We start from the raw sequence: 12642 nt of genomic DNA on the forward strand, positions 1-12642 counted from the left end.
CAAGCGTGTGGATGTCATGTCAAAAGAGAAAAAGAAGAACCCTAGCCTCAAGACTGACTAGGGTTTTTTGTGGACAATTTTTGATAGAGTGCCAGTAGTTGTGCAATTTCTTCGGTACTGAGCGGCTCAAACGAATTCCGCAAATGTACGTCTTTCACACTGTCCAGTTCGGTAATTAACCGTTTTCCCTCTTCTGTGATCGTCAATTCCACCACACGCCGATCCTGCTCGGAACGTACTCTGTTTACATAGCCCTCGCTCACCAGTGTGTTCATCACAGCCGTAATATGGCTTACGGATACGCTAAACTCTTCGGACAGAGCAGAAACCATCTGCGAGCCCTTCTGATCCAAGAATTTCAGATAAAGAAATTCCGAATAGGACAGTCGGTCGCCAAAAATTTGATTCATTTCCCGCAAAAACCTGCGGTTGAACACTCGAAAAATGCTTTCAAACTCTTTAATATACTGCTCACGACGACTATCCATTAGAGGGCCATACCTTTCAGTCAGAAAATAGTTCCTTTTCTAGCAATGCTTCTTATTGTATGTGCCATCAAACCGCTTGTCAATGCATGCAGGCTGGTTGAATAAAGAAACCGGCAACAATTTTTTTGTTACCGGCTTTCGCTTTTGTAACTATTGGATATTTCCTCCCGCGATACGTTCGCCGGAATTGCCGGCAGGATCGGTTTTGTAATCGTCAGGCTGCGCGTGGATAATGATGGATCGACCAAGCAGTGATTGCGGACTGTTATTCGCCAAGTTTGCCCCTTCGATCCGGAAGCTGTTTTCGCCAGTGCCGTCTTCCTTGACTTCCAGATTGGTCATGTCGCCCAGGTGGAACCCTTTCGGATTATCAAAGCCATGCTGGCGCTGCCCCGGATTCAAATGATCACCAGACGTTTTGAAATCGAAATCAGTGAACGCTTTTTCATGAATATGAAAACCATGCTGGCCAGGGGTAAGCCCGCTGACTTTTACTTCGACACGCACGCCGTTTCCTTCTTGAAACACGACTGCCTTGCCGATTTCCTTGCCGCTGGCATTATAGATCGTGACCATTCGTTTTCCTTGCGTCTCACTCTCGATTTTGCCTTGCGTATGCCCTGCCGAATTGTCCGGGTGTTCATGTTCAGGCGTGGCGTACACCATTCCGTTCCCTGTAATCGCCCACAGCAGGACGGCACTCGCAATCCACTTTTTCACAGCTGTTCCTCCTTTAGATGATATCTGGTTGTCAAAGCTCAAATTCTCTTTCAGTGTTCCCTTTTTTTGTGAAACTATTAGAGAAAAATGCGACTGCCTTGAAAAAATAAAAAACCGGCGCTGGGCCGGTTTTATGTACAAGCATATTAAAAGTTGAAGTTATCCGGATCGGGGCCGAATCGTTTGTTTTGATTGAGGCCGTCGAGCTTCTCCATATCCTCCGCAGAAAGCGCGAAATCGAAAATATCGGCATTTTCGGCGATACGGGCAGGCGTGATGGATTTCGGGATCGTCACCACTTCATGCTGGAGATCCCAGCGCAGGACGATCTGTGCAGCCGTTTTCCCATATTTGCCGGAAAGCTCTGTCAGCAGCGGCAGATCGAGGTTCCCTTGCATCAGCGGGCTCCAGGCCTCAAGCTGGATGTTGTGCTGCTTGACAAACGTGCGCAGCTCAACCTGGCTCAGCAGCGGATGGAATTCAACCTGATCCACCATCGGCGCCACCTCTGCGCCGTCAAGCAAGTCCTCCAGATGGTGGACGTGGAAGTTGCTCACGCCAATCGCGCGAACGCGGCCTTCTTTGTACAACGTTTCCAGCGCACGCCACGTTTCTTTGTATTTGCCTTTTACCGGCCAATGGATGAGATAGAGATCAAGCACATCCAGGCCAAGCTTGCTCATGGTGGCATCAAACGCTTTGAGCGTAGAATCGTAGCCTTGGTCGGCATTCCACACCTTGCTGGTGATGAACAGCTCATCGCGGGCGACGCCGGATTCTGCAATTCCTTTGCCAACGCCGTCCTCATTGCCGTACACCGCAGCGGTGTCGATGCTCCGGTAGCCGGCTGCGATCGCCGCTTTCACAGCATCAACCACTTCCGAACCTTCTTTTACTCTCCAGACGCCCAAACCGAGCCAAGGCATTTTGATGCCGTTTTGCAATACGGTGCTTTCATTGCGTACTGTCATCCTTATCCCTCCATTCATCTCTACCATCATACCATATGGATGGGTAAAAATGGATGGATCGATGTGCTCGCGACAATCAGAACGCCTCGCGGATCATCGCGATCTCGTCGCAAACCGGCAGCTTGGAGCAGTTGATGCAATCTTTCCAGACTTTTTGCGGCAAGCCTTCTTTTGCTACGACGGTAAAACCGCATTTTTCAAAAAACTCTTTCTGGTACGTGAGCGACAGAACGCGTCTGATCCCCAAGCGCTTGCTGTGTTCGACCAGCGCTTCGACCAGCTGCTTGCCGATGCCTAAGCCTTTGGTATTTTCCGCGATGGCGAGCGAACGGATTTCCGAGAGATCCTCCCACAAAATATGCAAGCCGGCAACGCCTACGACCGATTCGCCGTCATGGGCGACCAGGAAGCATTGCAAATTTTCGCAGACCGACAGCTTCGTGCGCGGCAGCATCAGCCCTTGTTGGGCATACTTATTAATGATTTCCAGCATTTGATCCAAATCTTCAATCAGCGCGTGACGCACTGTAATGGTTTTTGTCATTGCCATGGCACAGTCCCCCTTGATTAAATCCCGTTCCCATTCTGGGCAGTGAATCATTCTATTTCGAATATTTATTCACCGTTTTATATAAATATACATTCTAATGCATTTTTCGTCTACAGTTTTTCTGCGGATATTTGCAAATGTGCTATAATACAAAAAATGGAGGTGCGCGAAATGACCACACGACGGGAACGGAAAAAGCGGGAAACCCGCCAAAAGATATTCAATGCAGCGATCAAGCTGTTCAAAGAACACGGCTTCGAATCAACGACCATCGACATGATTTCGGAGGAAGCCGACGTGGCGAGAGGGACGATTTTTTTGCATTTTGCCTCCAAGGAAGCGATTCTCGCCCACTGGGGTTACGACCGGCTGCAGGAAATCGAGGAGCGCCGCGATGAGTGGGATTACGGCGATAGCTGCAAGCAGCGCGTGCTGCGCATTTATAAAATTTTAAACGAGGTTAATATCCAGAATTACGATTTCATGAAGGTGCTGCTGGAATCGTCGATGAAGCACCGGCAAATTTTCGATTCGGAAAAGAATGCCAATGTTGAACTGCGCCAGCTTTTCGCCGATCTGATCGAAGAAGCGCAGGAAAAAGGGCGGCTCAAGACCAAATTCAACCCGCTCGTCGTTGCCAACATGTTGGAAAACATTTATTACAATGCCTTGTACGACTGGGTGCGCAGCGAAGGCGCCTGGCCGCTCGAAGAGATTATGGAAGAGAAAGTCTCCATCGTGTTTGAGGGGATGGACAATGAAGGAGTGCTGACAACAAAGGGATTGACGTGAGGGAGCCATCCTACTCTCCTCCCGCCTTTCTCTTTCACCGTAGCTACGGGTTGTTGTCAGCACTCCATTGATTTTTGCGGCTTATTTTTTGGCCAAATACTTGCGAATATCGAACGATACGGCAGCGACGATGATCAGCCCTTTGATGATCAGCTGCCAGTATGGGTTGACGCCGATGAAGGTCAGCCCGTAGTTGATGACCCCGAAAATCAGCACGCCGGTCAAAATGCCGGATACTTTGCCGATCCCCCCCGATGTGGACACGCCTCCGACGACGCACGCCGCAATGGCGTCGAGTTCGTACATATTGCCGTAGTTATTGGTGGCGCCGCCCGTGCGGCCTGCTTCCAGCACCCCCGCGAGGCCATACAGCGCTCCTGCGATCGCGTAGATGATCATCAGGTTCCACCCGACATTGATTCCCGATACGGTCGCGGCCTGGATATTGCCGCCGATCGCATACATGTTTTTGCCGAGCCGCGTCTTGTTGAAAATAACCCAGACAAAAAACGCGACGACCACCGCGATGATGACGATATACGGGATCGAGTAGGGGCCATTGGGTCCGATGAATCCCGTGCCTAATTGGCTGAACTCCTTGGAAAGCCCGCCGATTGGCTGCGATTCGTTCGGCTTCATATCGAAATAGATCGAGTTGATCCCGTAGACGATGACCATGGTGCCGAGAGTCGCGATGAACGGCGGCACGCTGAACTTGGCGACGATCAGCCCGTTGATCAGGCCGACGATCAAGCCCGCCAGAATCGCCAGCACGATCGGCACCAAAAGCGGCAAGTCGGGCAGATCGGGAAAAAAGCGGCGCGGGTAGTCCTGCAGCTGCAGCATCGACGCCGACAAGACGGCCGTAAGCCCCACCACCCGTCCGGCGGACAGATCGACGCCGCCCGTGATCAGCACGAATGCCGCCCCCAGCGCGATGATCGCTCTCGTCGACGATTGCAGCAAAATATCGCGCAAGGTCGTGACCGATAAAAAGCGCGGATCATAGACGGCGATGCCCAAAATGAGCACGATCAGCACGATATAGATCGCATTTTGAAACAAAAATTCTTTGGCTTGCTTTGCGCCAATACTGCTCATCCCTCTCTTCTCCCCTCTTACGCCAAATGCTTTGTGGCAAGCCGCATGATGTCTTCCTCTGTCGCGCTTTTGCCATCCACGGTGCCCGTCAGCCTTCCTTCGCACATCACCATGATTCGGTCTGACATGCCAAGCAGCTCTGGCATTTCCGACGAAATCATCATGATGCTTTTCCCTTGTTTGGCCAGATCGGCAATGATCGAGTAAATCTCGTACTTCGCGCCAACATCGATGCCGCGTGTCGGCTCATCGAGCAAAAGAATATCCGGCTCCGTCAGCAGCCAGCGTGCAAGCAGCACTTTTTGCTGGTTTCCGCCTGACAGATTTTTGATCAGCGTTTTCATCGACGGCGTCTTGACGCGCAAAAGATCGATGCTTTTGGCTACCTGCTGCTTTTGCAGCCGCTCATCGAGCAGCAGATAAGGGCGCTGGTAGCGTGCGAGATTGGCCATAACCGTGTTCTCCCATACCGGCAAAACGGGAAAGATGCCGGTGGCGCGGCGTTCCTCGGTCAAGAGCGCGATTTTTTGCTTTTTCGCATCGATGGGAGACTTGATTTTCACCCGTTTCCCGCGAATCCACATCTCGCCCGCCTCAACGGAACGCAAGCCGAACAGCGCCTCGATCAGCTCGGTCCGCTGCGCGCCGACAAGCCCGCCTACCCCCAAAATTTCGCCCTCGCGCAGCTCGAACGAGATGTTTTTGAACGATTGGGGAAACGGCGACGTGAGTCCTTCCACTTTCAGCAGCACATCGCCCGGCTTGTTGCTCCGCTCGGGAAAGCGCTGCGACAAATCGCGCCCGACCATCCGCGCAATGATCATGTCCGTCGTCAGCTCCGCCGCGTTCCAGGTGCCGATTTTTTTGCCATCGCGCATGATCGTCACGTCGTCGGATATACGCAAGATCTCCTCCATCTTGTGGGAGATGTAAATAATCGAAACGCCGGTGCTTTTTAATTTTTCAATGATGGCAAACAGCTGCTCCACTTCCGCGCCGGTCAAGGAGGAGGTCGGTTCGTCCATCACGATTACTTTCGCATGGTAGGAGACCGCCTTGGCGATCTCGATCGACTGGATTTTGGACACGGACAGGCTGCCTACCCGATCCGTCGGCTTCACATCCAGATTCAGCTCTTTTAGGAGCGCATTCGTGTCGTGCTGCATTTTCTTTTCATCCACAAACGGAAACGGTCCGATTCGTTTGATCGGAAAGCGGCCGAGCCAGATGTTTTCCATCACATTGCGGAACGGCACGGGATGAAGCTCCTGATGGATCATCGAGATGCCGCTGTCAAGCGCCGCTTTGGAACTCGTGATGTCCACTTTTTGCCCGTGCAGGATGATTTCGCCCGCATCGGGTTTGTACATGCCGAACAGGCATTTCATCAAGGTCGATTTCCCCGCCCCGTTTTCCCCCATCAGCGCATGTACGGTGCCTTTGCGCACTTGCAGCGTGACATCATCGAGCGCTTTTACCCCGGGGAACTCTTTGCATATTCCTTTCATTTCAAGCACGTAATCGGTCATGGCTATCGATCGCCTCCCACCCTCGCATTAGAGTCGTCCATTCGCTTGCGCATACTGGAGAAAAACCCACCCGGCGACACGTTCACGCTGCACCGAGTGGGTTTTCTCGCGAGGCTTACTGGGCGTCGCTCATGTTTTCCTTGGTGATTTTTTTGTACGGCACCCAAACATATTTGCCGTCGGTGATGTCATAGCCCGTGTTATCCTTGCTCGGTGTCTGCCCTTTGGCGAGCGCGTCGGCGATGTTGAGCGTCGCTTTGCCCTGGTTTTTGGCGTCGTTGAGCACCGTGCCGAGCAAAGTGCCGGCTTCCAGCTCTTTGAGCGCCGGCGCCGTTGCGTCCACGCCGACCACCGGCATGTATTTGTTATCTTTGAAATAGCCTGCCGCCTTCAGCGCTTCGATCGCGCCGAGCGCCATGTCGTCGTTGTTGGCGAGCACCGCTTCGATCTTGTCTCCATTGGCTGCGAGGAACGCCGCCATTTTCTCCTGCCCTTTCACGCGATCCCACATCGCGGTATCCTCGGCGACTTTCTCCACCTTGATGCCCGCATCTTCAATCGCCTTGATCGAGAATTTGGTCCGCAGCTCCGCATCCTGGTGGCCCGGCTCGCCTTTCAGCATGACATACTGCATGACCCCGTCCTTGTTCTTGTCAGCTTCCGGATGCGCCTTCCAGTAATCGACCAGCAGTTGGCCGGAAATCGTGCCGGATTCCTCCGCTTTCGCTCCAACGTAATACACCTTATCCCACTTCTGCATATCCTCGGGCATCGGCTCGCGGTTGAAAAAGACGACCGGAATGTTCGCCTGCTTCGCTTTATCGATGATCACGCCCGCTGCCGTACGGTCAACCGGGTTGATGGCGAGCGAACTGACTTTCTTGGTGATGAACAAGTCGACCTTGTCATTTTGCGTCGGCTGTGAATTTTGGCTGTCGACGATGTCCACCTCGTCTTTGCCTTCCGCCGCTTGCGAGATGGCGTTGCGCACGCCCGTCATGAACGTATCGTCGAACTTGTAGATGGCGACCCCGATCTTGGGCTTTCCGCCGTCGGCGCCTCCTGTTGTCGGCTGGGAGCCGCTTTGACTTGCGCATCCCGCAATGGATAACGTAACTGCAGTAGCGAGCGATGAGAGAACCAGTTTTTTCACTTCAACATCCCCCTTACAGATCGATATCGGTTTTACATATTTTCCTATCTGTACCAAAATGTAAGCGATTCCACCGGAAAAGATAATAGAAAATTCTCATCATTCCTAGCAAAATCCTCATCACTTGCCGGTCACTTCACAAACGGGAACAGCAGCTTCTGATTCTCCGACCAAAACATGTTTTCCAGATCGATCACCTTTGTGCCGGTATCGACCCGCCCCGGGATCGGGATACCATCGATCGCTTCCACGGCGTGCTTGACGCTCAAATACCCGATGCTGAACGGCTTTTGGATGATCGTTGCCTGGATCGCGCCGTCCTGCAAATATTCCAGCACTTCCGGCGGGCTATCGATGGTCACGAGCTTGATTTTGCCTGTGAGCCCCAGCTTGTTGATTTCCTCGGCGATCGCGATGGCCACGGTGGCGTTCAAGGCGAGGATGCCATCGATCTTTTCACTGCCAGTGAGCAGCTTGCGCACGAGTTCGGCCGCCAGCTTGGGATCGGCTCTGCTGTACGCCTCTGCGACCAGCTGCACCTGCGGGTAGTGGGAGAGCACCTGCCGCAGCCCGATCTCCCGCTGCTCCGTATTGTCCGCACCGGTGATCGAGCCCATCATCGCGATTTTGCCATGGTTGCCCACAAGCTGCATGAGCTTGTCCGCCGCTTTTTTGCCCGCATCGAGATTGTCGGTGCCGATGAAGCTTTTCACCTGGTCGGTGGAAAACTCGGAATCGATCGAGATGAGCGGAATGCGGGTGCGCTTTGCCTCTTTGACGACCTCTGCAAGCGAGGCAGCGTCATTGGCGGCAACCACCACCGCGTCCGCCCCGTCGCGGAACGCTTGGTCGATCAGCCTGATCTGTCCTTCCACATCCTCTTCATAATCCGGTGCGTAAAAATTCAGGTTCACATCCAGCTCTTTCGCCGCTGATTCCGCGCCCATCTTGACCGTCCGCCAAAAATCGCCATGCTTCATCTTGACGATCAACGCGATCGTCTCGATCCGGTCGTGACGGTTTTCCTGATCCGTCGCCGTGCAGGCGGACAGCTGGGCCATCAGCGCAAGCAGCACCCCGAACACGCTCATGCTGATTCTTCTTCGCCTTTTGGTTCGATGAATGGTATCCATATGCTCACAACCGTTCCCATCTCTTCTTCGCTTTCAATCGAGACGCCATATGCCTCCCCGTAGTAAAGGCGGATACGCTCATGAATGTTCTTGACGCCAACCCCTGATCCCCCTTTGCTCTGATGCTCCCCCTGTAAAATCTGTGCGCATACGTCAGGGCGCATACCCAAACCGTTGTCGCTCACCTGGAACAAAATGCGCTCCCCGATCACGGCTGCGCGGATGCGGATGAAGCCTGGATCTGCCATCTGCTCGATCCCGTGGTAAATCGCATTTTCCACAATCGGCTGCAGCAAGAGCTTGAGTGTAAGGCAGCCAAGCGCCGCTTCTTCGGCTTCGATCTCATACGCGAATTTTTGCTTGTACCTCATCTTCTGGATGATCAGGTAATGCCGGATATGCTCGAGTTCTTCCGCGACGGTGATGATCGGCTTGCCTCTGCCGAGCGACAAGCGGAACAATTTGGACAGCGAGGTGATCGTCGTGATCACATCCTCCTTTTTGCCGATGCCTGCCATCCGTACGGCCGAGTTGAGCGTGTTGTACAGAAAATGCGGATTGATCTGGGCTTGCAAAACTTCCAGCTCGCTTTTTCGCTTGGCCTCCTGCTCCGCGATGATCTGATCCATCAGCTGGCGAATGCGCGCGACCATCAGGTTGAAGCGATGGGACAGCTGCTCCACCTCGTGGCTTCCTTTCACGCTCGCCGCAACGGTCAAATCGCCGGATTCGACCTGTTTCATCGATCGCTCGAGCATTTTGATCGGCCTTGAAATGCGCGCAGACAAATAGCTGAGCAAGAGCAGCACGATGATGGCGACCACGATCAACAGCCAAAAAATGAAGCCGCTGATCTCTTTCTTGGTCGTGACAATCTCGTCCATATAGGAGACGCCGATGATTTTCCAGCCGATGCTGTCAACCGTTTTGATCGTGATCAATCGTTTGTCCTCTGCGGAATCGTCGGGATAGCTGCCGTACGAGTAGCGCAGGGGGAGCAGCCGGTTTTCGTTTTTCAAGCCGATATAGATGAGCTGCTGCTGCGGATGGTAGACGATATTGCCGACCAGATCGATGATGTAGACGTAGCCTTTCTTGCCGAGGCTCACTTTGCGGCTCAGATCGTCGATCGTTTTGAAGTTCACGTCCATCAGGAGCACGCCCGGAATTTGCCGGTTGTTTTGGTGGATCGTCACGCTTTTGCTCATCGAGACGACCCACGGGTACTGCCCTTTGAACAGATTTTGGACGTGCGGGAGTGAGAATGAGAGATTTTTCGGATTTTCCTGTGCGAGTGCGAACCAACTCTGCCAGGCAAGCTTGGTGTTTTTGCGCATCGCTTGCGACGGAACGCCGCTGATCAGCTCGCCTTGCTGGGTGAACACCGCCAGCGAAACGATGTCATCCCGCGTCTCCACGATCGTCTCCAGCTGCTCGGTCAGCTTGTCGTCCGGTACGTTTTGGCTGCGGACCACCTTTTCCTCGACCAGATTGAAAATGCCGGTCATGTCGTTCAAATAGCGGTCGAGATTGTAGCTGACCTGCTCGATCGTCTGCTGGGTGTACAAGTACGCATTCTGCTCTGCCGTCTGGGAAAACTTGCTGTACAGCATCACCCCGACAAACAGCATGACCAGCACGGTAACGAAAGTGAACGAGGCCGTGATGATGAACTGGATGCTTCGCATCCGCAAAAGGTCAAGCGCGCGGTCCCATCCTTTGCTCATGGCTGATCGCCTCTGACTCGGTTGCGGTAGTCTTTCGGCGACATTCCGACATGCTTGCGAAAGCAGAAGCTGAAATAGTTGGAATCGGGGTAGCCGACTTTTTCGGCGATCTCAAACGTTTTCCAATCGGTCGTACGCAAATATTCCTGGGCGATTTCCATTCGCAGCTGCAGCAGATAGCCGCCATACGTCTGCTTGGTCTCCTTTTTAAAAATGCTGCTGAAATACCCGGTGCTAATGTGCAGCTCCTGGCAAACTTTCTGAATCGACAGCTCCGGATCATGAAAATGCGCCCGCGTGTACAGACGCGCCTGCTCAACCAGCTGCTTGTAGCCGGTCTGCCGGCCTGCCGCAATCGCGTTCATGATATGGGTGCAGATGCCGATGATCCAGTCTTTTGCTTCCTGCAGCTGGCGAAATTGCTGGATCGGGGCGAAAATCGGAGCTTTTTCTTCCCACACCGAATCCACCTCCACCCCCGCGCTTCGCGCTGCTTTCACGACCGTGGTCATGCATTCCAGCAAAAACAGCTGAAAATCGCGGATCGACGCTTGCTGCTCCGCAATCTCAGCAAACATTCGCTCGATGCCTGCGCGCATCTCGTCGATCGTCCCCAGCTTGATCCAGCGTACAATCTCGACTTCCATCCGCTCATCAAAACGAAGTCGCTTGCGTGCGCGGTGTTCGAGATCGTCGATGCAGATCACGCGATTCGTGCCGAGCAGCGCGCGGTAATCGAGCGCATGCCGGGCGCCTTCGTAAGAATCGCTGATTGCAGCCAGATCGTGTGCGAGCGAACCGACCCCGACCGAAACGGAATACCTTGTATATTTCGCAATATTCTGACGTATTTGTTCAAGAAACGACACGGTTCGCAGCATCACGCTGCCCTCGCCATTGCTTTGCTGCGCAAAGGAAAACAGGAGAACCACCGCGTCATCATGCAAAAAGACGATGCCCGCTTCCTTCTCGTTCATCTCTTCTTCCGCGATGTTTTTCACCGCAAACAACGGCATTTCGTCGTCCCGCTTTTCGCTGTGATCAAGCGAGATGACGGCTGCAACGCAAGGTCCCGTTTGCAGCTTGATATCGTAGCGCGCTGCCTTTTCGCGCGCTTCGTCCCCCCTCAGCTTGCGCGTGATCAAGGAAGACAGAAACGCCTCGCGCAAAATCGGCAAGCTGCGACGGTAATTTTCCAGCAGCAGTTCGACGTTTTTCTTTTGGTTCGCTTCCGCGTCCATCTGCTCCTTTACCTTTTCCAGCACATCGATCAGCTCGCTTGCGGAAAAAGGCTTGAGCACATATTCATCGATCTGCAGCTTGATCGCTTTTTGCGCATACTCGAATTCATCGAATCCGGTCAAAATGATGACTTTGGTGGTCGGATCGTGCGCTTTGACCCATTCGGAAAGCTGCAGCCCGTCCATAAAAGGCATCTTGATGTCGGTGACCACCAGATCCGGGCGCAGCCGCTCGATCAATTCCGTCGCCTCCTTGCCGTTCTCTGCCGTGCCCGCAACCTCGAAACCGCAAGCCTGCCAGTCGATTTCTGCGCAGACACCTTTGCGGACGTCTTCTTCATCGTCCACGAGTACAAGTCTGTACATGGCCCACACCTCCACTATCCATTTTTCTCCATCGCAAACCAATCCACCTTCTCCGGTAGCAGCGACGGCTGCAAGGAAACAAAAACCACCTGCCTCCCTTTGCGAAAAAGGGCTGCAGGTGGCTGTAACAGTCGAACCGGTTCAGACCAGGTCGATGACGGGGATCTCCCCGCCGCACGGTTTCGGCTCGATCGGATGTCCGTTGGAGCGAATGAGCGTATAGTATTCATAGTGGCAGATGACGCCGATATCCCCTTGCATCACGCCCGGATAGGCGCGATTGACCGAGTAGATCTGGCTTTCGTGTGCGCGCAGCGCCTCCGCTTTTTGCTCCCGATAACGGGATACGTCAACCTTCCCGGTGATCGGAACGGCCGGTTTGGGACCTTGATCTGCACAATGGTCGTAATATTTCGGGATGGAGACATAGTAAAAATCGCATGGTTTCGTCTGCTCCGCCTGCAAAACGGCTTGCTCCGTCGCGCGGGAGAGCGCGATATGATCCGGGTGGCCGGTAACGCCATCCGGCGGAAACGTCACGACGATGTCCGGCATAAGCTCGTCCAGATGGGCGCGGATGCGCGCGGTGAGTTCCGCAGCATCCACCTCGGCAAGGCTTCCGTCCGGATAGCCGAAAAAGATCGTTTCGTTCACGCCGAGCACGCGTGCCGCTTGCAGCAGCTCCTGCTTGCGGTGGTTTGCCAGCTCTTCCCTGCACGTAAAGGTGAAGCCGCCCGGCTTTCCTTTGCAGCCGTACGTGGCGCAAATCAATAAAATCTCATGCCCGGCTTCATGGTATTTGGCCATCGTTCCGGCGCAGGCAAACGATTCGTCGTCAGGATGGGGAAAAATAAACAGCAAACGTTTCATT

General features: G+C 53.6%; 12 protein-coding genes. 1 reads left to right on the plus strand and 11 read right to left on the minus strand.

Annotated elements, in window-relative coordinates:
- Window positions 1-47 precede the first annotated feature (47 nt).
- From ACTID9_RS20835 to ACTID9_RS20850, 4 genes are all read right to left on the minus strand, one after another.
- Complete coding sequence (locus ACTID9_RS20835; protein WP_441066795.1) at window positions 48-488, minus strand: MarR family winged helix-turn-helix transcriptional regulator; 441 nt, start codon at window positions 486-488, stop codon at window positions 48-50.
- Window positions 489-638: 150 nt separating this feature from the next.
- Complete coding sequence (locus ACTID9_RS20840) at window positions 639-1208, minus strand: superoxide dismutase family protein (RefSeq protein ID WP_441066796.1); 570 nt, start codon at window positions 1206-1208, stop codon at window positions 639-641.
- A gap of 146 nt (window positions 1209-1354) precedes the next feature.
- On the minus strand, window positions 1355-2179 hold the full coding sequence (locus tag ACTID9_RS20845; protein ID WP_441066797.1) for an aldo/keto reductase: 825 nt from the start codon (window positions 2177-2179) through the stop codon (window positions 1355-1357).
- 76 nt (window positions 2180-2255) lie between these two features.
- Entirely contained in the window at window positions 2256-2729 is a 474-nt protein-coding gene (locus ACTID9_RS20850) for an N-acetyltransferase (protein ID WP_122919027.1), read from the minus strand.
- A 171-nt stretch (window positions 2730-2900) separates the two neighbouring features.
- On the opposite strand from ACTID9_RS20850, the gene ACTID9_RS20855 reads away from it, so the two are divergent.
- Window positions 2901-3521: a TetR/AcrR family transcriptional regulator gene (locus ACTID9_RS20855; protein WP_441066798.1), complete on the plus strand. Its 621-nt coding sequence runs from the start codon at window positions 2901-2903 to the stop codon at window positions 3519-3521.
- Window positions 3522-3602: 81 nt separating this feature from the next.
- Here the strand turns inward: ACTID9_RS20855 and mglC are convergent, their stop codons facing one another.
- The 7 genes from mglC to ACTID9_RS20890 all read right to left on the minus strand — a co-directional run bounded on the left by mglC (window position 3603) and on the right by ACTID9_RS20890 (window position 12641).
- Entirely contained in the window at window positions 3603-4622 is a 1020-nt protein-coding gene (gene mglC / locus ACTID9_RS20860) for a galactose/methyl galactoside ABC transporter permease MglC (RefSeq protein WP_441066799.1), read from the minus strand.
- Window positions 4623-4639: 17 nt separating this feature from the next.
- Window positions 4640-6151, minus strand: a complete 1512-nt coding sequence (locus ACTID9_RS20865; protein ID WP_441066800.1) for a sugar ABC transporter ATP-binding protein — start codon at window positions 6149-6151, stop codon at window positions 4640-4642.
- 115 nt (window positions 6152-6266) lie between these two features.
- Window positions 6267-7304 (minus strand): galactose ABC transporter substrate-binding protein, encoded by a 1038-nt coding sequence (locus tag ACTID9_RS20870; protein WP_441066801.1) that lies wholly within the window; start codon window positions 7302-7304, stop codon window positions 6267-6269.
- A gap of 131 nt (window positions 7305-7435) precedes the next feature.
- Window positions 7436-8395: a substrate-binding domain-containing protein gene (locus ACTID9_RS20875; RefSeq protein ID WP_441066802.1), complete on the minus strand. Its 960-nt coding sequence runs from the start codon at window positions 8393-8395 to the stop codon at window positions 7436-7438.
- Window positions 8392-10164 (minus strand): histidine kinase, encoded by a 1773-nt coding sequence (locus tag ACTID9_RS20880; protein ID WP_441066803.1) that lies wholly within the window; start codon window positions 10162-10164, stop codon window positions 8392-8394. The genes ACTID9_RS20875 and ACTID9_RS20880 overlap by 4 nt, the downstream gene beginning before the upstream one ends.
- On the minus strand, window positions 10161-11771 hold the full coding sequence (locus tag ACTID9_RS20885) for a response regulator transcription factor (protein WP_441066804.1): 1611 nt from the start codon (window positions 11769-11771) through the stop codon (window positions 10161-10163). The genes ACTID9_RS20880 and ACTID9_RS20885 overlap by 4 nt, the downstream gene beginning before the upstream one ends.
- A gap of 141 nt (window positions 11772-11912) precedes the next feature.
- Window positions 11913-12641, minus strand: coding sequence for a PIG-L deacetylase family protein (locus ACTID9_RS20890; RefSeq protein WP_441066805.1), 729 nt, complete (start codon window positions 12639-12641; stop codon window positions 11913-11915).
- Between the last annotated feature and the right edge of the window lies 1 nt (window position 12642).

The organism is Brevibacillus fluminis (assembly GCF_052072235.1).
Classification (GTDB): Bacteria; Bacillota; Bacilli; order Brevibacillales; family Brevibacillaceae; genus Brevibacillus_D; species Brevibacillus_D fluminis_A.

Excerpts from the sequence above, each read along its gene's own strand:
- ACTID9_RS20850 (WP_122919027.1), bottom strand. The coding sequence starts at position 2,729 with ATGGCAATGACAAAAACCATTACAGTGCGTCACGCGCTGATTGAAGAT.
- ACTID9_RS20855 (WP_441066798.1), top strand. The coding sequence starts at position 2,901 with ATGACCACACGACGGGAACGGAAAAAGCGGGAAACCCGCCAAAAGATA.
- ACTID9_RS20845 (WP_441066797.1), bottom strand. The coding sequence starts at position 2,179 with ATGACAGTACGCAATGAAAGCACCGTATTGCAAAACGGCATCAAAATG.
- ACTID9_RS20885 (WP_441066804.1), bottom strand. The coding sequence starts at position 11,771 with ATGTACAGACTTGTACTCGTGGACGATGAAGAAGACGTCCGCAAAGGT.
- ACTID9_RS20880 (WP_441066803.1), bottom strand. The coding sequence starts at position 10,164 with ATGAGCAAAGGATGGGACCGCGCGCTTGACCTTTTGCGGATGCGAAGC.
- ACTID9_RS20865 (WP_441066800.1), bottom strand. The coding sequence starts at position 6,151 with ATGACCGATTACGTGCTTGAAATGAAAGGAATATGCAAAGAGTTCCCC.
- ACTID9_RS20835 (WP_441066795.1), bottom strand. The coding sequence starts at position 488 with ATGGATAGTCGTCGTGAGCAGTATATTAAAGAGTTTGAAAGCATTTTT.
- ACTID9_RS20875 (WP_441066802.1), bottom strand. The coding sequence starts at position 8,395 with ATGAGCGTGTTCGGGGTGCTGCTTGCGCTGATGGCCCAGCTGTCCGCC.
- mglC (WP_441066799.1), bottom strand. The coding sequence starts at position 4,622 with ATGAGCAGTATTGGCGCAAAGCAAGCCAAAGAATTTTTGTTTCAAAAT.
- ACTID9_RS20890 (WP_441066805.1), bottom strand. The coding sequence starts at position 12,641 with ATGAAACGTTTGCTGTTTATTTTTCCCCATCCTGACGACGAATCGTTT.